General features: G+C 40.8%; 16 protein-coding genes. 7 read left to right on the top strand and 9 right to left on the bottom strand.

Annotated elements, in window-relative coordinates:
- Positions 1-20 precede the first annotated feature (20 nt).
- The 4 genes from AC59HZ_RS14610 to AC59HZ_RS14595 all read left to right on the top strand — a co-directional run bounded on the left by AC59HZ_RS14610 (position 21) and on the right by AC59HZ_RS14595 (position 3,956).
- Entirely contained in the window at positions 21-182 is a 162-nt protein-coding gene (locus AC59HZ_RS14610) for a hypothetical protein (protein ID WP_496546532.1), read from the top strand.
- A 64-nt stretch (positions 183-246) separates the two neighbouring features.
- Entirely contained in the window at positions 247-1,602 is a 1,356-nt protein-coding gene (locus AC59HZ_RS14605) for an MATE family efflux transporter (RefSeq protein WP_496546531.1), read from the top strand.
- Between the two features lie 681 nt (positions 1,603-2,283).
- Positions 2,284-2,481: a DUF3311 domain-containing protein gene (locus AC59HZ_RS14600; RefSeq protein ID WP_496546530.1), complete on the top strand. Its 198-nt coding sequence runs from the start codon at positions 2,284-2,286 to the stop codon at positions 2,479-2,481.
- On the top strand, positions 2,481-3,956 hold the full coding sequence (locus tag AC59HZ_RS14595) for a sodium:solute symporter family protein (RefSeq protein WP_496546529.1): 1,476 nt from the start codon (positions 2,481-2,483) through the stop codon (positions 3,954-3,956). Before AC59HZ_RS14600 ends, AC59HZ_RS14595 begins: the two co-directional genes overlap by 1 nt.
- Positions 3,957-4,163: 207 nt before the next feature.
- Here the strand turns inward: AC59HZ_RS14595 and AC59HZ_RS14590 are convergent, their stop codons facing one another.
- Positions 4,164-5,609 (bottom strand): amidohydrolase family protein, encoded by a 1,446-nt coding sequence (locus AC59HZ_RS14590; RefSeq protein WP_496546602.1) that lies wholly within the window; start codon positions 5,607-5,609, stop codon positions 4,164-4,166.
- A 489-nt stretch (positions 5,610-6,098) separates the two neighbouring features.
- On the opposite strand from AC59HZ_RS14590, the gene AC59HZ_RS14585 reads away from it, so the two are divergent.
- The gene (locus AC59HZ_RS14585; protein ID WP_496546528.1) at positions 6,099-7,316 is read left to right on the top strand and encodes an MFS transporter; all 1,218 of its coding nucleotides are present in this window, start codon (positions 6,099-6,101) and stop codon (positions 7,314-7,316) included.
- Positions 7,317-7,371: 55 nt separating this feature from the next.
- On the opposite strand, the gene AC59HZ_RS14580 is transcribed toward AC59HZ_RS14585, so the two are convergent.
- The 7 genes from AC59HZ_RS14580 to AC59HZ_RS14550 form a co-directional block, all read right to left on the bottom strand.
- A complete protein-coding gene (locus AC59HZ_RS14580) occupies positions 7,372-9,612 on the bottom strand; it encodes an EAL domain-containing protein (RefSeq protein WP_496546527.1) in 2,241 nt (746 codons plus the stop codon).
- 166 nt (positions 9,613-9,778) lie between these two features.
- Complete coding sequence (locus AC59HZ_RS14575; protein WP_496546526.1) at positions 9,779-11,458, bottom strand: glycoside hydrolase family 13 protein; 1,680 nt, start codon at positions 11,456-11,458, stop codon at positions 9,779-9,781.
- Positions 11,459-11,501: 43 nt separating this feature from the next.
- Positions 11,502-12,470 carry a sugar phosphate isomerase/epimerase family protein gene (locus AC59HZ_RS14570; RefSeq protein WP_496546525.1) on the bottom strand — a complete coding sequence of 323 codons (969 nt, stop codon included), beginning with the start codon at positions 12,468-12,470 and terminating at the stop codon, positions 11,502-11,504.
- Positions 12,467-13,486, bottom strand: coding sequence for a Gfo/Idh/MocA family protein (locus AC59HZ_RS14565; RefSeq protein WP_496546524.1), 1,020 nt, complete (start codon positions 13,484-13,486; stop codon positions 12,467-12,469). The genes AC59HZ_RS14570 and AC59HZ_RS14565 overlap by 4 nt, the downstream gene beginning before the upstream one ends.
- On the bottom strand, positions 13,483-14,517 hold the full coding sequence (locus AC59HZ_RS14560; RefSeq protein ID WP_496546523.1) for a Gfo/Idh/MocA family protein: 1,035 nt from the start codon (positions 14,515-14,517) through the stop codon (positions 13,483-13,485). Before AC59HZ_RS14560 ends, AC59HZ_RS14565 begins: the two co-directional genes overlap by 4 nt.
- 2 nt (positions 14,518-14,519) lie before the next feature.
- Positions 14,520-15,245, bottom strand: coding sequence for a ThuA domain-containing protein (locus AC59HZ_RS14555; protein ID WP_496546522.1), 726 nt, complete (start codon positions 15,243-15,245; stop codon positions 14,520-14,522).
- A 99-nt stretch (positions 15,246-15,344) separates the two neighbouring features.
- On the bottom strand, positions 15,345-16,106 hold the full coding sequence (locus AC59HZ_RS14550) for a sugar phosphate isomerase/epimerase family protein (RefSeq protein WP_496546521.1): 762 nt from the start codon (positions 16,104-16,106) through the stop codon (positions 15,345-15,347).
- Positions 16,107-16,230: 124 nt separating this feature from the next.
- Between AC59HZ_RS14550 and AC59HZ_RS14545 the strand changes: the two genes are divergently transcribed.
- Positions 16,231-17,004, top strand: coding sequence for an AraC family transcriptional regulator (locus AC59HZ_RS14545; protein ID WP_496546520.1), 774 nt, complete (start codon positions 16,231-16,233; stop codon positions 17,002-17,004).
- Between the two features lie 132 nt (positions 17,005-17,136).
- On the opposite strand, the gene AC59HZ_RS14540 is transcribed toward AC59HZ_RS14545, so the two are convergent.
- Positions 17,137-18,165 (bottom strand): LacI family DNA-binding transcriptional regulator, encoded by a 1,029-nt coding sequence (locus tag AC59HZ_RS14540; protein ID WP_496546519.1) that lies wholly within the window; start codon positions 18,163-18,165, stop codon positions 17,137-17,139.
- 365 nt (positions 18,166-18,530) lie between these two features.
- Between AC59HZ_RS14540 and AC59HZ_RS14535 the strand changes: the two genes are divergently transcribed.
- Positions 18,531-22,955 (top strand): pullulanase X25 domain-containing protein, encoded by a 4,425-nt coding sequence (locus AC59HZ_RS14535; protein ID WP_496546518.1) that lies wholly within the window; start codon positions 18,531-18,533, stop codon positions 22,953-22,955.
- The last annotated feature ends 32 nt before the right edge of the window (positions 22,956-22,987 follow it).

The raw sequence follows: 22,987 nt of genomic DNA, 5'->3' as shown, positions 1-22,987 counted from the left end.
GTGCGTGGGCGGATTCGAGGATGCAATTCAATGTCCTGCGGGAGTACGGGGCAGGGGAGACCCCGCAGTCGCCAATGCGCCGAGGAGGCTCCCCGGCACGCCCGCGAACCGCTCGCGCCTGGAGCGCAAATCAACAACTAAGTTTAACAGGGACAAATAAAAATTTCTTTCTTTATAAGTGAAGCCCAATGGGTGTAAAATGAAATTTATATTTTAATAATTTAATTGAATAAAGGAGCAACATCTTTGAAGGAAAACAATAACAAATTTCAAGAACAGTCCCTTTTTAGTATTTCTTGGCCATTGTTCATCGAACTGGCTCTCCATATGGGCATGGGAATTATCGCGACGTTAATGTTAAGCCATTACTCGGACAATGCTGCCGCTGGTGTAGGGGTTGCAAACCAGCTTTTGAACATATTTATTTTAGTTTTCACCGTTACATCAATTGGAGCCACTGTTCTAATCAGCCAAAACCTCGGCGCAGGACGGCTGAAAAACGCCCGGCAGTTATCCCGCTCCGTTTTTGGGCTGAACTTTTGGTTTGGAATTACAATAGCGATTTTCATTTTTTTCTTTGGCGGACACCTGTTAAGTTTATTTGACGTCCATGGCAAAGTATATAGCTACGGTCTGACGTTTGTTCGAATTTGCGGAATCTCCCTCTTTTTCGAATCGATCTCACTTGCTTTAAGCGCCGTCCTTCGCAGCCATGGATACACCAAAGAATCAATGGTTGTAACAGTTATAATGGACTTTATCAGTATTGCTGGGAATATCATTGCTCTTTCTGGGTTATTCGGAATACCGGTGACAGGTGTAACGGGTGTTTCATGGGCCATGGTGGCAGCCCGTGCCTACGCAGTTGCTGCACTGATCTACCTCGTCTACAATCGGCTTTCACTTAAGCTGGAAATAAGGGATATTTTCAAAGCAAAAAAAGAGGATATTAAAGAGCTGCTTTCCATCGGCATTCCGTCGGCTGGAGAAAATCTTTCCTACCAATTATCGCAGCTGGCTATAACCAGCTTTGTCGTTTCAATGGGAACAACCTCATTGGCAGCGAGAGTCTATATTTTAAATATTAATATGGTTTGCTTTTTATTCACGCTCGCAATTGCTCAAGGCACACAACTTCTGGTTGCCCGTTCCATCGGCGGCAAACAGTTCGACAAGGCTCTTCGCCGCGGTATCAGTACGTTAAAAATTGCTATGGCTGCCTCAACTGTTACTTCATTGATCATAGCATTGATTGGCTCGCCGATTTTAAAGACTTTTACAAAAGATCCAAGTATCATTGCCATTGGCCTCCCAGTGTTATGGGCGATCGTGTTTGTTGAACCTGGCCGGGCGATGAATATCGTTTTAATGAATTCACTTAAATCCGCGGGCGATGTTCGTTTTCCGGTGATAATTGGAATCATTTCCATGTGGGGAATAGCAGTATCCCTAAGTTATATATTAGGAGTTCATTATGGGCTGGGCCTTTTAGGAATTTGGCTGGCTCAGGGAGCAGATGAATGGCTCAGGGGCTGTTTCGCTTTAAGACGCTGGCTGCTGAAACCTTGGGAACGGTTCAGGAAAGTACATGTAACTGTTTAATTAAATCAACGATACCCCGGAAGGATAAATGGCACCACTGCCGATTGAACCAGGAAGTCGTTTTGTATCTTTTTAAGTGCAGTGAAGTTTTTTAATCAAAAATTAAACAACTTTGTTATAACCCCGTCCTAACTTAGAACGGGGTTATAAGTATTTGGCGTTTTAAAATTGAATAACTTTATTGTCCTTTAAGGGGACGGCTAGGCTCAATTAATTTTCACCATTTTTCCCAAACTCAAATACTTTCCCAACATAGTAAAGATAATTTAAATATACATAAATATTTTTAAAGTAAATTATCTTAATATTTTTTATAATTAAAAAAAACAAGCACTCCTTGCTTATTAATAAGTCCATCAATGGTAGAAAAATTATTTTGATAGAGTGCTTTTAATAATCTTTAAAAAGGTACTACCTATGTTTGTATATCTTGCGATATTTATCCGGCAAATGGACTTAAATATTAAAGAGCTGTTTAACAAGATTTAGCAATGTATGAGAGAAAGCTATTTTATTAGATTATGGCTTTTTAACAACATGGTTAATTACTTACAAAATCAAGGGGTGTAGTTTTAGAAGTTTCGTTAGAGGTGATAACTTTTTTTCTGTACTAATCATATCTATCCTTCCCATGATTGGACTGTTATCACTAATATTAAGAAAATAGGAGGAGGAATAATTTTGAAGTTAATTTACATTTTAGCAATAATTCCTTTTATTGGATTTCTTGGAGGAATTCCTTTTGTGAATAAAGTTAACCCATATATTTTGGGTATGCCCTTAATTCTTTTTTGGATTGTATTATGGGTAGTTATTACATCAGGACTTATGGCGATTATATTTAACCTAGATCCTAAAAATAGGAGGGAAAATGAATAATGAATGCAGCACTTCTTATTATCATTGCATCTATAATTTTTGCACTTACCATTGGTATTCGAGCGCGTAAAGGTAAAGATATGAACCTTGAACAGTGGACAGTTGGAGGCCGTGGTTTTGGCACGGTTTTTATCTTTTTGTTAATGGCAGGTGAAACGTATTCCACTTTTACCTTTTTAGGAGGAAGCGGTTGGGCATATGGCAAAGGCGGCCCTACTTTTTATATTTTAATATATGGTTCATTGGCATTGATTATGTCGTATTGGTATGTTCCTGCTATTTGGCGATATGCAAAAGAAAAGAAACTAATGTCACAATCGGACTTCTTCGTTAGTAAGTATAATAGTCCATATTTAGGTGTCCTTGTGTCAATTGTGGGTGTAGTTGCTGTCATCCCCTATCTAGTTCTTCAATTGAAAGGTTTGGGGAGTATTGTTTCAGAGGCATCTTACGGAGCGATTTCGCCTACTGTAGCAATTTGGATTGGGGTTATTGTTCTAACAATTTATGTGATGATCTCAGGAATCCATGGCTCTGCTTGGACAGCGGTTGTCAAAGATATTCTAATCCTAGGAGTTACTGTATTTTTAGGTATATATTTACCGCTTCATTATTATGGTGGATATCAGCCCATGTTTGAAGCGATTGATCAAGCGAAGTCTGGTTTTTTAACTTTGCCTAGTCAGGGATTAAGCATATCATGGTTTATTTCTACGGTTTTGCTAACTTCTCTTGGTTTTTATATGTATCCGCATGCATTCGGCGCCATTTATTCAGGAAAAAACGAAAAAACGTTCCGCAAGAATACAATTATTATGCCATTATATCAACTTATCTTACTCTTTGTGTTCTTTGCCGGTTTTGCCGCTATTCTTCAAATTCCCGGCTTGAAGGGGGATGAGGTTGATTTATCTTTATTACGTCTCTCTAAACTAGCTTTCGATCCATGGGTAATGGGAGTAATTGGTGCTGCAGGAGTACTCACAGCCTTAGTGCCAGGTTCGATGCTATTAATGTCTGCAGCTACCTTGCTGGCGAAAAATGTCTATGGTGTATTTGTGCCTTCGGCTACTGATAAGCAGATTGTAAGTTTAGCTAAGTACTTAGTACCTGTCGTTGCTCTTGTTTCATTATTTTTTACGTTTAAAAGTGGTACGATTGTCGCTTTATTATTAATGGGGTCTAGTATGGTTACACAGTTGTTTCCAGCTATGATTTTCAGCTTAATGAGGAATAATTTCGTAACGAAGCAAGGGGCATTCGCGGGAATCATCTTGGGGGAAGCTACGGTAGCATACATTACACTTTCGAAAACCACTATAGGAACCCTGTTTCCTTTACTTCCTCAGTGGGTGAAGGATATAAATGTGGGGATAATAGCACTTACTATAAATGTAATAGTTATGACTATTGTAAGCATGGTCACAAAGAATAATAGTGTTTCTAATAAGAAGACTGAACAACTTGCATCTTGATGTTGATAAGCCATTTGTTAAGAGCACCTCAAAAATAATTTTGAAGTGCTCTTAACTATAATTAGAACTTGCTGAAACGATTTCCAAAATACTGTATCTGTTCCGCTAATCTCATAAAACCGCACACCAATCTGTGCGGTTTTAATATTTAAGCATTCTTTTGCAAACAAAGGTCCTGGTGAAATCCACTAAAACATGTTTGATCTCCTAAATATTTCTAGAAGCGTTTGGGATTTTAGTCTTCACGTTATCCAGCGTCCCCGAGGACAGAGTGCCTTTATGCAGTACGGCAGCACGTTTTGGCAGCCGGGCAACAACTTCAGCAGAGCAGCTTGCAGGAACGAGTACTCCTGTTGCATCGTTGCCGACTCTTGGCCATACTTGCTTACCGGACTCATCTAAAGGGGTCATTCCACCTGTAGCAAGGGAAAGTGCTCGAGACAGGTTGTATTCGTTCTTCCATCCATATAGTTGTGCTGCAAGATGAGCTTTCTGCAGAGTATCACCTATCCCGAATGGATCCCAGTGATCGGTAATACTATCATTGCCAAGCATGACATTCACCTTCCGCTCCTGAAGGAGTGGAATTGGCATTACACTTTTGCCGATCGGAACAGTAGATGCTATGGAGATACCTAGCGATGCAAGACGGTCTGCCATTGCAACGTCTGCACCTGCTGCCAATGATGCAAGAGAGAAAGCATGACTGATTGTCACTTTTCCCTGTAGACCAGCTTCTTCTGTCAAATCTGCTAATCTTCGAATGGCCTTTAATCCTGTTTCACCGCCTTCATGAAGATGGATATCAATGCCTGCATTGTAGTCCACTGCGATTTGAACCATGGTATGTAGTGATTTTTCCATAGCCCCGTCTACTAAGGTTGGATCTAGTCCGCCAACATGTGTAACGCCGAGCTTCATGGCATCGCGTAACAGTCCCTCTACATTTGAGCGAAGCAAGCCGTGTTGCGGGAAAGCAACGATTTCATGAGAAATTTTATCTGAATAATTTGCTAAGGCGAGCTTTAGTTTCTCAAGATTTTTAAGACCAACGACTGGATCAATGTTGCAGTGACTTCTAACATACGTAGAGCCGTAGCTGAGAATTAGTTCAATTAATTTCTCTGCACGCTCCTGAACGGTTGGGAGCAATTCCGGAAGCAATTTCTGCTCTAAGGCAATCATGTCAAAAATACCATTTTTTCTTGTTGCTGCTGCTTTCCAAGGGCCGCCATAATAGGTTTTATCCAAATGAATATGCATATCTCTAAAAGAAGGAAGCAAGAGCATACTTTTTGCATCATAGCAATCAATATCTTTTTCAAAAGGGGAGTTTACATCTAGTATTTTCGTAATCCTGCCTTTATCGACGCGGATGTTGCGTAATACAGATTCGGTTGCAGCCACTTCTCCGTTTTCATATTTAAAGCCGCTTTCCAAGCGAACATTCAAAAGCATGTAAGAGCTATTTTTATTCGGTTTTTTTATTTTATGTGTATGGTCATCCTTATTTGGTGCAGCTTCCGCGCTTGTCATTTCAGGTGCCAATAATTCCATCGTTCCGGTAACACCGAGAATTGCAGAAGCCCCTCCGATTTTTCCAGCGTTACCTAAAAACTTTCGCCGTGACATGCTTATGTTTTCTTGTATCATCAACTAATTCCTCCTTTGGAAATGTTTGAATTAAATTAAAATAAACAGCTTGAGAAAACAAAATGAAAGTTACTTAATTTTTATGTTTTAGTAAATTTTAACAATTATAATTTTAATAGGAATGTATTTATAAGTCATTGGTTACTTAAACCAAAATTCAGTGATTGTATTAGGCATTTTATACAATGGATTTTACAGGGACATGCACATCATAAACCCCATGTTCCTTCTTACGTATATTTTCAACGACAATAGAAATATTATGTGCATCGCGAATATCCAGATTAGTGCGACGACAATTTCGTATTCCCTGCTTAATATTTCAAACTAAAAAGTTAATAATTTGGTAATGTTTTTTAAATGGGGAGTTAAGTTCTGTCAAGTATAATCAAGCTGTATCAGGCTCTCTTGGATCAAGAAAAGAATATAATATCATTTCTAAAACAGAAACAATTACATCTGTTTTCGAGTAATAGAGGAGAAAAATCCATGCCAACAAAATCTGCGTTTCCGTTTTTACTGACTTATATGTTTCTTGCGATGCTTGGCATTGGGCTTGTTATTCCGATTCTCCCTGAGCTTCTAATAGATTTCGGAGCAGGCGGAAAAGCAGCAGGATATTTAGTATCCGCCTTCGGCTTGACACAGTTTTTGTTCTCGCCAATTGCTGGTGAATTCTCAGACAAATACGGACGTAAGCCAATGATTGTCGTTGGACTGAGCTTATTCGTTATTTCCAACTTATTGGCTGCAGCTGCAGATCATTTCTCGCTTTTTCTTGTTTCACGATTAATTGGCGGTATGGGTTCTGCTGCCTTGGTTCCCTCCATTATGGCTTATGTCGTTGATATCACGACAGAAGAACAGAGGCCTAGAGCGATGTCATTTCTAGGCGCTTCGATGTCATCCGGTTTTATTATTGGTCCGGGTTTGGGAGGATTGCTTGCTGAGTTTGGAACTAGGGCTCCTTTCTTCGCGTCTGTAAGTATTGGTCTTTTGGCGGTGGTCTGTTGTTTACCATTATTACCGGAATCCCAATCAGTAGAGGCTCGTCTCATGCATCTGAAATCGAAACCGAAAAAAGAAAATATTTTTCGTCAACTTGCACAGTCGGTTAAATCTCGTTATTTTATCCTATTGTTAATGATATTCGCTCTTTCATTCGGACTTACTCACTTTGAGGCGATATACCCGTTGTTCGTTACTCAAAGCTATGGATTTACGACTAGAGATATTTCCATCTTGTTTATGGTTTGTTCCTTGATCGGTACATTCAACCAAGTGATGCTGACTAACCGGCTTACACAAAGGTTTGGGGAAAAGCCAATTATTAGCAGCATGCTCTTGCTATCGGCAGTATCTCTTGTGTTCTTGCTATTCTCGGGCAATTTCTTTTATGTAATGATAATTACAATGTTGTTTTTCACATTTAATAACATATTACGGCCGACGATTAACACGTTGCTTTCGAAGGAAGCTGGAAATGAACAAGGATTTGTAGCAGGGTTGAACAATGCCTATATGAGTCTCGGACAAATTTTTGGTCCAGTGCTTGCGGGGTGGTTATTTGACATTCATATCAACCTGCCTTATCTATTCGGAGCAGTCGTGCTACTTGTCAGCAGCTTCATATCAGTCAAGTGGGTAAGGATTAAGAATGGAATAATCCCCAAAGAAAATAGGGGAGTAAAGGGTCAAGCCCTATAGGGGGAATACATTCCCAATGTGTTTAAAAGCCATGTATTGAGTAAGTGGTATCCAATTAAATTGGAATACCACTTTTTTCATCCTTTCGGAAAAGAAACTGTCCGAGTTGGTCTGCAGGTAAAGGCTTACTAAATAAATATCCCTGGCCAATATCACAGGCATTATTCTTTAAAAATGATACCTGTTCTTCTTTTTCAATTCCTTCCGCAATAACGGTAAAGTTCAAATTTAGGCCCATATCAATAATGGTTTTTACCATCATTCCTTGATTGGAATGATAAAGAATATCATCGACAAAGGATTTATCGATCTTGATTTTATCAATTGGAAGATGTTTTAAATAACTAAGCGAAGAGTAACCCGTTCCAAAATCATCAATGGATAATAAGACTCCAAGTTCTTTCAAGTGGTTTAATATAATCGTAGAATTGTCCAGGTTTTGCATGATACTTTCGGTAATTTCAAGCTCCAGCTGGCTGGCCTTCAGCCCAATGTCATCAATTAAAGTTGAAATAAATTCAATGAGATGATCATCTTCAAACTGCCTTACGGAGACATTAACCGCTATTGGAAAATCACGCAGCCCGGCAATCTCCCACATTTTCCTTTGCTTACACGCTTCTTTTAACACCCATTTTCCAATCGGGACAATCAATCCTGTTTCCTCCGCCAGTGGAATAAATTCAGAAGGCGAAATAACCCCATGTTCAGGATGGTGCCAGCGGAGCAATGCTTCGATTCCAACAATCTCTCCTGTCGTCAGAGTGAGCTGCGGCTGATAAAAAAGCTGCAATTGATCATGCTCCAATGCTTTCCGCAATCCATTTTCCAGCTCCATTTTTCGAATCGAGATCCCATTTAACTGAGAGGAATAAAATTGAAAGTTATTCTTTCCGCGCTCTTTCGCTTTGTACATGGCGATATCCGCATTTTTTATGAGTGTTTCCTCATCTGTTCCGTCATCAGGATAAACGCTGATGCCGATACTAGGAGTGACAAAAAATTCTTGGTTATTTACCTCTAATGGCTCGGAAAATTCATTCAGAATCCGCCCTGCTATTTCTGAAGCCCTCTCCCTGTTGATATCCTCTAGCAAAATAATAAACTCATCGCCGCCTTGTCTCGAAACAAAACCTTCGCTTTCAACCGCCATTTCTAATTTGCCCGAGACCTTTTGCAGAATGATATCTCCAATCGTATGTCCTTTTGTATCATTAATGATCTTAAAGCGGTCTAAATCAAGGAACAATACCGCCAGCATTTTTTCCCCTTGTTGTTTTAAGACTTTATTCAACTGTTGCCTAAACCGATTTCGATTTGGCAGTCCTGTCAATGTATCAAAATAGGCCATCGTCTTAATAGTTTTCTCTGCTTTCTTTCGCTCAGTGATATCTCTGCCTACAACCTGAACCGCAAATCTGCCTTCATAGAGAATTGGAGTTGAAGCCATTTCCACATCAATCGTCTCGCCATCGAGCCTTTTTACTTGAAATTCAAGTCTAATTCTCTCTTGATCACGGTTACCAGTGTTTCCTGATTTATTGGAAAACCTTTCGATTATGTTTGGAGGGACAAACCTCAAAGGCGATTTACCTATTAATTCATCTGGACTGCTGGCGCCCACTAGCTTCCAGCCTGCTTCGTTAATATATTCAATCTTAAATCGGCTAACAACTGCAATAATGTCAGGTGACATTTCTACTAAACTACGGTACCGGTCTTCACTTTCTTTTCGGTCTGTGATATCAAATAATACACTATTAAAATCGACAAAATTCCCTTTACCATCTAGTGTCGGAACCCCCCTATCCTGAATCCAGCGTACTTCACCGTCAGGACGGATAATCCGATATTCACTGGTAACAGTCTCACCTGCGGTAACCTTTTTTTCCCTTTCTGATAAAACATGTAAATCCTCTGGATAGATTACTTTTTTCCAAAGGTTTAGATCTTTATAGAAATCGGTATAGGAATACCCGTACAATTTTTCAATCCCTGGAGTAATTAAAAGTGTATCTGATTTTAAATCATGTGACCAAATCGCCACGTCAAGCGTATCAAAAATATTTTTCAACTTTTGTTTACTTTGCCTCAGTTCTTTTTCATTGTTCCTCATTGCTTTTAAAGAACCAATAACAAATGGAAAAATCCCTAAAAGTAATAATATAGTTGCAAATTTTATCAGCATTAAGGACGGGAAAAGGAAGCTTGCAAACAAACTCAGGATCTCTGTAAAAATAATAGAAAAAAATATCAATATCCAATTAGGTTTACTATTCGCGATCTTATTTCTCATGCTAACCTCCCTTACCTTATAAAAATACTATTATCTTTAAAATAACAAAAATCCATCGACATAACAATTGCTAATTCGACAAATATGTAAGCGGTTTCACCCCTTTTACTTTTCCGTGACAAAAAGACGACTCGGAACATTCCGGATCGTCTTTGGCCAATAGGGCTTATACTTTTGCTTTTAATAAATACACCCTAGTTTCATAAGGCTTTAATGTGAATTCTTTTCGTAATCTTTGTCCAGAGACATCATAGTTGTGTAAAACCAGATCAGAAGTAGAATATGAAACATTGGATGGCAATTTAAACCTAGTCTCTTTTTTACTAAAATTATTAATGACAATTGCCTTCTGGCTTCCTAATTGACGCGAATAGACAAACAGTTTCGGATGGTTGGCCAGCAATAATTCATAGGTGCCGTAAACAAAAAGCGGATTTTCTTTTCTTAAGCGGATTAATTTTTTATAAAAAGAAAGAATCGAGTCCGGGTCTTCTAACTGTGCCGCAACGTTAATTTCCTTGTAATTTGGATTTACACCAAGCCATGATTGATCCCCGGCCGTAAATCCGCCCATGTTCCCAGAACTCCACTGCATCGGGGTACGGGAATTGTCGCGGCCTTTTTCCCAAATCACCTTCATGACCTCATCATGGGATCGGCCTTTTGCGGTTTCAATCTTGTAATAATTAATCATGCCGACATCATTATACTTATCGATAGACGTGAACTGAACATTGGTCATGCCGATCTCCTGACCCTGATAAATAAACGGCGTGCCCTTCATTAAGAAATAGAGAGCGCCCAGCATTTTCGCACTTTCCTTCCAAAATTCTTGGTCATTTCCCCAGCTTGATACACGGCGCGGCTGATCATGGTTTTCAATAAACAATGCATTCCAGCCTCTGCCCTCCAGGCCTTTTTGCCATTTTGTTAACACCTTTTTTAATTTACGAACGTCAATGGATCCGTCTGTATCTTTATCCCAAAGGTCTAGAAATTCAAATTGAAAAATCATATTGAAATAGCCGTTTTCTTCGCCGACCCACTTATCTGCATCATCAAGCCCGACACCGTTAGCTTCTCCTACAGTCATAATGTCATAGTTTTTAATTGTTTTCTCAGCGAATTCGGTAAGGAAATCATCGATTCCGTCCACATTCATCATATATGGAAAGCATGGTACATAATCTAAGTTTTCTGGGTTCGGCATTTTCGGGAAACCTGGTTCCTTTTTAATATGAGAGATTGCATCCACACGGAAACCGTCAATACCTTTATCCAGCCACCAATTCACCATGTTATGGAGTGCGTTTCTTACATCTGGGTTCTCCCAGTTAAGATCAGGCTGCCGTGTTGAGAAGATGTGCATAAAATATTGATCAGTTTCTTCATCATATTTCCAAGCGGGACCGCTAAAAATTGATTCCCAGTTGTTTGGTTCTTTACCGTCCTTGCCGTCCCGCCAAATATACCAATCACGCTTTGGATTGTCTTTTGATGAGCGGGATTCAATAAACCAAGGATGCTCATCACTTGTATGATTAATGACCAAGTCTAATATTAATTTCATGCCTCGCTGATGAACACCTAGTAAAAGCTCGTCAAAATCAGCCATCGTTCCGAATTCATCCATAATCTCCTGGTAATCCGATATATCGTAGCCATTATCATCATTCGGGGATTTGAACATCGGCGACAGCCAAATGACGTCAATTCCTAATTCTTTGAGATAGTCTAATTTGGAAGTAACACCTTTTAGGTCACCAATCCCGTCGCCATTGCTATCCATGAAGCTGCGCGGATAAACTTGATAAGCGACGGCTTCTTTCCACCATTTTTTGTTCATTTGGCACCTCATTTTTGAAAAAATTAACTCTGAAGTTTCCTCGCTACACCCACCACATCTGCGAAACCGGGTCCTCAATCAATACGGATTTCAAATTAACAACCGCACGTCTAAAGCCTTCATCAATCGACATGATTGGGTCTTCATGCTCGATGCTGACCACATAGTCATAACCATAGGTACGTAGGGCGCTCATCATGTCAGACCATTCTTTTAAACTATGACCGCAGCCAACCGAACGGAACGTCCAGGCACGCGTGCGCACTTCCCCATATGGCTGCATATCCGTTAATCCATACATATTCACATTTTCCTGATCAATGTATGTGTCTTTCGCATGGAAATGGTGAATCGCCCCTTCCTTGGCCAAAATTTTAATTGCCGCGACCGGGTCGATTCCCTGCCACCATAAATGGCTTGGGTCTAAATTGGCTCCAATGGCGTCACAGGTTTCCTCGCGTAATTTCAACAACGTATATGGTGTATGAACTAAAAATCCACCGTGAAGCTCAAGACCGATTTTTACATTATGCTCTTTTGCATACCCACCGACTTCCTTCCAGTAAGGAATCAGCTTTTCTTCCCACTGCCACTTTAACACGTCACCGTATTCGTTAGGCCAAGGTGTAACCGGCCAGTTAGGATATTTCGCTCCTTCATGATCACCCGCCGTACCGGAAAAACAATTGACCACCGGCACACCTAATAATGATGCAAGCTTAATCGTTTTCAAAAGGGTATCGTGAGACTGAGAGGCAAATTCGTTTTCAGGAGAAATCGGATTGCCATGACAGCTGAAGGCGCTAATGACGAGGCCGCGCTGCTCCACCTTTTGAATGTACTCCCGGCGTGCTTCTTCACTTTCTAATAATGCATCTAAATCACAATGGCTATTCCCAGGGTAGCAGCCAGTTCCAATTTCTACTGCTTGTAGTCCTGCTTCTTTTACAGTATCCAACATATCTTCAAATGATTTATCCGCAAATAAAACAGTAAAAACACCTAGTTTCATAATGAATTTCCTCCACTCTCATAGATTCGATCAATAATTTGTGAGACTTGAAGTGCTTCCTCCGGCTTTACCACCAGCTCATCCACACCTAGACATGCATCGATAAAATTCTTCGCCTGCGGCACACCCGGATCTTCCTCTCCTGGAAGCCAGGCGACCTCACTGTTTACCAGCATTCCGTTCTTTGTTGTGTAAAGCTCTAACGGGAAGATGTTCAAACCGCCATCTACTCCTGAAATGCTAACATTCGCCTGGTCTTCCTTGATATTCGCAGCCCATGACGTTTCAAACAACATCGATGCCCCATTTTCAAATTTAATATAGGCAGTGACATGGTCATCGACATTAAAAGTTTTATGATCAAACGTACCCCATTGATTCACTTGACTCGGGATTTTACTTAACGCGTTATAGGTGGTGCCTAACACCGCAATTTCCTTTGGATTCCCCATTAGCCACAACGCTAAATCAAGGAGATGGCAGCCAAAATCGATGAGGCTTCCGCCGCCTTGAAGGTCTTTATTGGTAAAAACGCCCCAGCCTGGTACTTTACGGCGCCTTAAAGCTTGGACTCTTGTCACCAGTGGGGTTCCCACTTCGCTCATCGCTTTTTTTGCTGCTTGAGCTTCCTTCATGAAACGGTAATGATAAGCAATCGCCAGGACTTTTCCTGCTTTTTTGGAAGCGGCAATCATCGCCTCACACTCTTCCGAGTTCAACGCCATCGGCTTCTCACAAAGAACATGAACTCCGGCCTGAAGGGCAGCAATAGTAATCTCAGCATGGAATTTATTTGGCGTACAGATACTAACGGCATCCACCTCGGTAAATAGCTGATGATAATCATCAAACACATACTGGATTTGATATTTTTCAGCAGCCTCGCGAGCCCGCTCTCTATTTACATCACTCAAAGCCGTAATTTCACATATATCACTCAACTCTAGAAAGGCCGGGATATGGCGGTCCTGGGCAATGCCCCCTACACCGATAATCCCGATACGAAGTTTTTTCATCGCTCTGTCACTCTTACAATTTGCTTTGTTTCATTTGATTGAAGGGCTGCTAAAATAACTTCCAGTGATTTCATGCCCTCTTCACCTGGTACAGGCGGTTCTTGATCATGAAGAACAGAATCCACAAACTTTTCAATCACATGAGAATTTTGTTGACCGCCCTCATCATTCGATTGGATTTTTCCAAGCTCATATTTAACCACTTCACCGTTCAGATATTGAACAACTAGGGAATTGGTTGGGTCATCTTCTAAACGAAGAATCGCCTTTTCTCCATAGATAATAGTAGAATTATCTTCTTTGCTTACATAAGCCCAGCTTGCGGCAAGAGTACCAATGATGCCGCTCTCTGTTTTTAGAACACAAACTGCATTATCATCAACATCCGCAAAATCCTTAGCGCTTGTTTCAACAAAGGCGCCAACCTCAACGATTTCTTCTCCTAAAATATATCGTAGTAAATCCGTCTTATGGACACCTAAATCACCCATTGCCCCCACAAATGCTTTTTCTTTTTGGAAAAACCAGCCTTCTTTTCCTTCGACACTCCAGCCTTCAGGACCGCCATGACCAAACGCGGTACGGAAGCTGTAAATTTTGCCGACTTCTCCGCTGGCAATTAACTGGCGAGCTTTTTGATGAGAAGGGACAAAGCGCTGATTATGGGCAATCATTAATTTTTTGCCGCTTTTCTCAGCTGCTGCGGTCATCGCCTCTGCTTCTTGTTTCGAGGTTGCCATTGGTTTTTCACATAACACGTGAATACCTGCCTCTAATGCTGCAATCGAAATCGGAGCATGAAGATAGTTTGGTGTACAAACGCTGACAACATCTACCGTACCACTTCTCAATAACTCTTCATAACTTGTAAAAGCTTTAACACCGTATTTCTCCGCAACTTCTGAAGCGCGTTCTTCATTAATATCACAAACCGCCACAAGCTCTACATTTTTATTAGCTGTATATTCTGGTAGATGACGGTGTTGAGCAATACTGCCGCATCCGATGACTCCAACTTTTAGCTTTTCCATGATTATTTTCCTCCCTTAAGTTCTTCTAATGGCTTCGCATTTCCGTAGACTGGGCGTTCTCGTTTAACAGGCTTTGCCCATTTCACCGCATTAATTATTACACGTTGAATGTCTTTGTTATGATAGGTCGGATATGTTTCATGACCAGGGCGGAAGTAAAATACCTTTCCGTTTCCGCGCTTGTAGGTGATTCCACTGCGGAATACTTCCCCGCCTTCGAACCAGCTTGTAAAAATAAGCTCATCAGGCTGCGGGATATCAAAATGCTCCCCGTACATTTCTTCTTTTTCCAATTCAATATATTCAGAGATTCCTTCTGTAATCGGATGAGCAGGGCTTACAACCCATAATCGTTCTTTTTCATCTGCTTCGCGCCACTTCAAATCACAGCTTGTTCCCATTAACGTCTTAAAGATTTTTGAAAAATGGCCTGAGTGAAGAACAATCAGCCCCATGCCATCAAGAACTCGCTGCTGGACCTTTTGCACAATTTCATCCTTTACTTCACCATGAGCGAGATGTCCCCACCAAACTAATACATCCGTGTCTGCTAGTATTTCATCTGTTAAGCCATGTTCCGGCTCATCAAGGGTAGCTGTTCTTGTGTCGAATCCTTCCGTTTTTAGAAATTCAGCGATTGTCCCGTGGATGCCTTTTGGGTAGATATCCCTTACAACCGGATTTTTTTGCTCGTGACGGTTTTCATTCCATACTGTTACTTTCAACATGACCTAACTCTCCTTTTATTTTCACTTTACCTACAATTTTATAGAATATGAGATTTAATGAAACGGCTTACATTGACTTTTGGGGTGGAATATATTGAACTAGAAAGATTTATAAAACGATTTTAAGTAATTCATGCTGATTTCAATACTCTCAAATGACGTCCGGCGGCTTACATCTTGCTCAACCACCCACCACTTAACACCTGCTTCTTCCCCCTTTTGAAGAATGGCTTCGATATCAACCCCGCCTGTTCCAAGCTCTGCAAAAAATTGCTCTCCATCTGTTGTCATGTCTTTTAAATGAATGAGGGGGACTCGATTTTTGTAACGCTCCATCCATTCAATTGGCTTTTCGTCTGCTTTGGTCAACCAATACACGTCTAGTTCTGCCTTCAGATTATGAGCGTTAGTTTTATCAAATATTGCTTCAAGGTACGTTCTGCCATTGGACAAGCGCTCTAGTTCAAAATCATGATTATGATAGCAAAGAGTGATACCTTCTCGGCGGCATGTTTCACCAGCATGATTTAATAACGATATGAGATTTTGGTAATCTTCCTTGCTGCGTCGTTCTGGCATTAAGTAAGGGCAGACTAGATAGTTGCTGCCTAGGATTTTCTGATCTTCAATGACTTGATACAGATTGTTTTCCAATTGTTCAAGCGGCACATGGCTGGCTGCTGCGAGAAGACCAAGGTCATCTATTAATGCTCTTACATCTTTTGTGGTCAATCCGCCATATCCGGCAAATTCAACACCATGAAAGCCTAACGCTGCCACTTTTTTTAAAGTGCCTGCAAAATCCTTTTCGCATTCTTCTCGTAAAGTATACAGTTGTACAGCTATTGGAATGTTTTTCATCCTTACCTCCCATTTTCAAACCTTACTTATTTGATTACATCTTATAGGGTGTGTCTGCAAATAAACATAGATGATATAATTAAAACATATACTATTTTGCTATTTTATTAGACTAAAGGGGCTTATGATGACAAATATATATTTTTGCGGTTATTCGTATCATATTAATGGTTATCACTCACAACATAAATCAGGTTATCCGTCGTATCTTTTCCGACTTCAAACAGAAGGACACTGTGAGGTAGTCGTTAAGGGAAAAAATATGAAAATAGAAAAAGGGGACCTGATGTTAATAAAACCCGGAGATCATTATGAACTGCTTGTCAAAGCGGGGCAAAACAGCGGGGACTATCACTTAGTGTGTGAAGGGGCCTGGGTGGACGAATGGTGGAGCCGATCTGAAAAGCCAGCTGTATCCCGAATTGACCTGGATGAAAGGGTGGTGTCTTTATGGCGCCATATCATGATCGAAAAACGGCGACCAGCATCAATCCAAAACGAGGAACTCGTCAGCTATTTACTGCGAGCACTTTGTTTATCTTTGGAACGGGCTGTTAACGAAACGGTTCAATCCTTTAGTCATCCGTACACGGTAACACGGATGATGCGATACATTGAAGAGCATGCCACAACCACCTTTAAAATCGAGGATGTAGCGCAGTATACCGGTCTTAGTGTCTCACGGTCGGTCCATCTCTTTAAAAGTAGCTTTGGGAAAACGATGATGGAATACGCTCAGGAAATCCGGCTTTCTGCTGCAATGGAGCGAATGAAATACACTTCCATTTCACTTGAGCAGATTGCAGTAGATTGCGGTTTTGGCAGCTATCCTTATTTTCATAAGGTATTTAAAAAGAAATACGGGATTGCTCCAGGTGCGTACAGACGTAAAGGATAATATTTCTTATTAAGATGCCTAAATAACCTTTGATTAACGATTTATAGTTGAAACCATAATTTTTATATGAAAAGCAGACGGTTTAGCGTGGAATCTTTTAAAGATTCTCGAAACCATCTGCATTTTATTCATCTAATGGTAAACTTGTTGACTGCATGATTGACGTTCAACCAATTTATGAGGAATGACTATGCGCTTGGTTGGTTCTGTCCTATTTTCAATTATTTCAATTAAACTCCTTGTTGCTTGATATCCAAGATCAAAAATATTAATATCCATTGATGTTAAGGGTGGTTTTGACATTTCTGATAAGAGGACGTTATTAAAGCTAACAGCAGAAATCTCTTCCGGAACCTTGACCCCCAGTTCATCTAACGTGCTTAGGACGCCTAGTGCCATTAGGTCGTCAACAACAACAAGCGCAGTTGGGCGTTGTTCAAGTGCCATTAACTCACTCACCGCTTCTTGACCGCCCTCGCGCAGGAATTCCCCATGAAGGATATATTCATTTTTAATGGGAATGTTTGCGTTATTTAAAGCCTGCTTATACCCATTCAAACGGTCAACAGTGACCATTAGTTCTAGACTCCCTCCAATAAAAGCGATTTTTCGATGCCCATAGTCTATTAAGTATTCAGTAGTTTCTCTCATTGCCCGAACATTATCATTATCAACATGTGTGATTTCTTCCGCATCCTTAAAAGGTTTTCCAATAACGACAAAAGGAAATACCATTCCTCTTAAGTACGAGATGACTTTATCCTCCACCTTGGAATTAAGAAGAATAATGCCATCTACTCGTTTTCCTTGAACCATGCGGACAACTGCCTCAAATATTTCCGCGTCTGATTTTCCAGACGTCAAATGCATGGCATATTTATTTTTATGGGATCCTTCACTGATTCCCTGTAACACCATTGGAAAAAAAGGATTCTGAAACACCACATCACTAGAGCTTGGCAAGACAAGACCTATTGTTTGTGTTGACTGACTTGCAAGACTTCTGGCATTTTGGTTAGGATGATACCCTAGCTGTTTCATTGCCTTTTTAACCTTACGTTTCGTTTCTTCACTAATTCTTGAATTATTGGCAATTACTCTTGAAACAGTTGATGGAGCGACCTCTGCAAGCTTTGCCACATCCTTAATAGTAACGGACATTTCTTCCCTCCTCTCCATTAAGAAAACGGTTGCGCAAACTATCTTTATTATAAAGTGTAGACAATCATTTATACAGCTAAAAATAAAGACACTTCAATTATGAATTATTGAAGTGATAATTCCTTCTGGTAAAGGGTAAAATCAAAATTTCCTTAAAAATATTTCAGAAAATTTCGATTTTATTACCGATTTCCTATTGATTTGTATTAAGAAATAGATATAATAAATTTTGAAATCGTTTGCGCAAACGTTTGCGCAAACGTTTGCACAAACAACTTGTCCCCTAAGCTTCTTACATATGTTTTTTTGTGCAATTTCATGCAAACGATTTTTAGATTAATAGAGTAAGGGAAAGGAGATTTTACATGAAAAGAAAGCACAAAGCACTTCTGTCACTTGTTACCGCAGTGGGGTTAATTCTTCAATTGTTTTCTGGGCTTGCGATGAGTCAAACAGCAAAAGCTGCAGAAACAACGCCAAAGCAAGTTGTACTCGTTGGCAGCCTGCAAACAGAGTTAGGAAGTTTAGGAGATTGGGAACCAGCTTCCACTAAAACACAAATGACCTCCAAGGGAAATGGGTTGTATTCTTTTTCTGGCACATTGCCTGCAGGTGATTATGAATACAAAATTGCCCTGGGAGGAAGCTGGTCCGAAAATTACGGAGCAGAAGGAGTGCCTGATGGGGCTAACATAAAACTAACTCTGACCGAACAAAAAGAAGTCACCTTCTACTACAATGACAATACCCACGCCATTGCTGATAGTACCCACTATACACTCTTGTCAGGAGACAAGCAGCCACGTCTAGCGGGAACCATTCAACCTGCAATTCAGGCAGGGCCTGCATGGAGCCCGTCAGATTCAACAGCGTTGATGGAGGACACCCACTTTAACAACGTCTATTCCTTTACTGCAAAGGTTCCAAAAGGAAACTACGAATACAAAGTTGTCTTGGGTAAGGACTGGACAGAGTCTTACCCTGCTTCCAATGTAAAGCTGAATGTACTTTCTGAAACGACAATCACATTTTTCTATAACAACCAAACAAAAGAAGTTTCTACAGATTATAAACCTACTGGAGCTGATGGATTGATTGATAAAAATGCTCTATATCATGATTCATGGGATCAAGTTTACCGTTCACCTTTTGGAGCGGTTCCTGCAAGACAACCGGTCACATTACGGTTATCGGCTAAAAAGGGTGACCTGACCAAAGCGAGCCTATATGTAAAAAATTATAATACAGGCACAACAAAGGTCCTTTCTATGAAAAATGTTGGTTGGGCAGACACTAAAGACAAAGGTGCCATTGAGTACTGGGAAACCACTTTTACACCATCTGACAAAGGAGTTCACGGCTATAAATTCATCGCCGGAGACCAAGATAAAACAGCGGAATACGGAGAAGACACACAGGAAGGGCACACCGGTAAAGCTGAAGATAAAAATGCAGGACTCTTCCAATTGACAGTTTTCGACCCAGGTTATCAAACACCGGATTGGATGAAGGAAGCTGTTGTCTATCAAATCTTTCCTGATCGCTTTTATAACGGAAACAAAGCAAATGACCAGCTAAAGGACAAGATTGGAGCTCGCGGAAGCCAGCCGATTGAACATCCCGCTTCCTGGTCTTCCCTGCCTGACAATCCATCTGAACAAGGCACCGATTCCTATACTGGAGATGGAGAATTTAGCAACGACTTCTTTGGCGGAGACATTGCCGGTATCAAGGAAAAACTTAATTATCTGCAATCTCTTGGTGTCAATACACTTTATTTAAATCCAATCGCCAGTGCACCATCCAACCATAAGTATGATGCAACAGACTATAAACAGGTGGATCCGATGTTTGGCTCCGAAAAAGAATTTGAGGATTTCGCCAAAGAATTATCAAAACGTCACATGCACCTTATTTTGGACGGAGTTTTCAATCATGTATCCGACGATTCCATCTATTTTGACCGTTATAACAAATATCAAACTGTAGGCGCTTATGAATACTGGTCTCGAATTTACGATTTGATGAATAAAGAAAATTTGTCCGAATCGGCTGCTAAGTCTAAGGCCAAGGAACAACTAATAGCAGAAGGGCAAACCTTTAGCCCATATGGCTTTGAAAACTGGTTCAAAATAGAAAACATAAAAGTTCCCAATGAAAAAGTAAACGGTGTTTCATCTGGAGAGCATTATAAGTATGAAGGCTGGTGGGGCTATGATAGTCTCCCTGTATTCGAATCCGTTAACGGCACAAAGGTCGACCATCCAAGTGAACTGAACAACTCATCATTGTCAAATTATTTAATGTATGAAAAGGATTCAGTAGGAAAAATATGGATTAACCGAGGCTCTTCAGGCTGGCGCCTGGATGTAGCCAATGAAGTGGACAGCTCATTCTGGCAGGAGTTCCGCAAGCAATTGAAATCCAAAACCATGACAGGAGCCGGGAAGACCCTTAAAGAGGGCGAACAGCCTCTCATACTGGGAGAAATTTGGGATGATGCCTCCAAGTACTTTTTAGGTGATCAATATGATTCCGTTATGAATTACCGTTTTCGCGGGGCCATTTTAGATTACCTAAAGAACGGTAATGCCGTTAATGCACAAAACGCGCTAATGGCTGTACAGGAGGACTATCCGAAGGAAGCTTTTTATGCCCTCATGAACCTGATGGGTTCACATGACACGGCACGTGCAATATTTCTTCTGGGCAACGGCACTGATACGTATAACAGAGCAGAACAGGATCCGAACTACAATTACAATGAAGGTGTAAAACGGTTAAAGCTGGCATCCCTACTTCAAATGGGTTACCCCGGAGCGCCGACCATCTATTATGGCGACGAAGCAGGTCAAACTGGATCCAAAGATCCAGATGACCGCCGCACATATCCGTGGGGGAACGAAAACAAAGATTTAATTGCACACTATCAAAAGATAGGTCAAATTCGTAAGGAAAATGCTGACCTTTTCGCCTATGGCGATTTGCACCACGTCTACGCAAAGGGTGATGTGTTAGCCTATATCCGGACAAAAGGATCAAAATCTGGCATTGTTATTATTAACAGAGGTACTGCAGCACAAACTGTTGAAATCGATACAAAATCACTGCTGGGAAATGGTCTTCGTTTTGTGGATCAATTGGACCCGAAGTATGCGGCTGAAACGAAGGACGGAAAAATGTCATTAACAGTGCCAGCTGAATCAGGAAGAATGTTAATCAACGTAAATGAAGTGAAAAAACCAGAATCTGTTAAAAAATTAACTGGTACAGCAGGTTCTAAAGGGATTACTTTAAGCTGGGCAGGAAGTGGCACAAAATTCTATGTCTATCAGTCTACTGTTGCGGGGGGATTATGGACAAAAGTGAAGGAAACCACAGATACTACTGTGAATATTTCCGATTTAAATAATGGTCGCACTTATTATTTTGAAGTAACAGCCGTAGACAAAAGCGGTAACGAATCTGCACCTGCTTCCACAGCTGAACTGGTGCCCCATTATGATGTAAGTAAAGCCAGTGTTAAGGACTTGACTGTATTAGACAACGGAGAGTTGAATTTGGCACAGACTTCTAATGTTAATGCCGCTTTTTACCTGCCAGGTGCGACAGAATCCGGTGCAGCAGAAGGAATCACTGCCGAACTTCAAGTAAGACTAAAAGGACAAACCACATGGTCTTCTTATCCAGCCCAATATAGTGGACAATCCCAGAGCGACCAAGCAAATGAGTTTCAGGGGAGCTTTACAGCATATGATGCGGGCATATATGAATACCGTATGGCCTTTACGCCGGATCTAGGAAATACTTTTGTTTACTCAACGACAGGAGAAGTGACCTATTCTCGGAGTACGATAGATACTACCCCGCCTGCCAATGATATCACTCTGGAGACACCGATAAAAGAATCCGGTCAGGTTAACTTAAATTGGAAACTCACTGAGCCAGATAAGCCATTTAAAACGGTCATTTACCGTGACGGCCAAATTCTTTCAACACTGGACGGCGATACCATAACCTTCCGTGATTATCAGGTAGCAAATGGTACCACGTATAAATACCAAATTCGCGTCTATGATCAGGCTGGAAATAAGGTGGATTCGAACACGGTAAGTGTGACGCCGGAAATCGTCATGGTACAGGTCACTTTTAAGGTGCATGCACCAGATTACACAGCTTTGTCGGCAAAATTAAATATACCAGGCACCCTAAATGGCTGGAATACAAGCGCCTGGGAAATGAGCCGCAACGGTGCTGTAACTCCTGATTGGGAATACACTGTAGAACTAGAGGAAGGAACTGAGTTAACCTATAAATATACGAGGGACAATTCTTGGGATCAGGAAGGGCTGGCGGACCATACCCCTTCTGATTCATCAGATGACGATATCAGCTATTACGGCTATGGTGCCCAAGGAACCGATATGAAAATTATCGTCACTAACCAAGGCAACAACAAGATGGTTGTCCAGGATACGATCCTACGCTGGATTGATAAGCCGTTAGTAGTCAGCCAAATCGAGGTGAATGGTTCAACTATGACCGTTAAGGGGAATGCCATTAAGGGCGCTGACCTCACCATCAACGGGGAAAAAGTGACGGTCGGAAATGATATGATTTTCACTCATTCCTTTACTCTAAAAGAAGGACAGACACAAGTACCTGTTCACATTGAACCAACTGATACAACCAAGTCCACCATCTTTAAAGGAGACGGCGGGTCCATTACCAAGAATACAAAGAACTACGTAATCGACGTAATGACAAAAACGATTAGCGAAACCAAATAAGCAGAAATCGAAAAGGTCTGCCAAGAAAAAAA

Source organism: Neobacillus sp. DZ-9 (assembly GCF_059587065.1).
The sequence above is the reverse complement of the archived record's forward strand: the minus strand, read 5'-3'. Positions and strand labels throughout refer to the sequence as shown.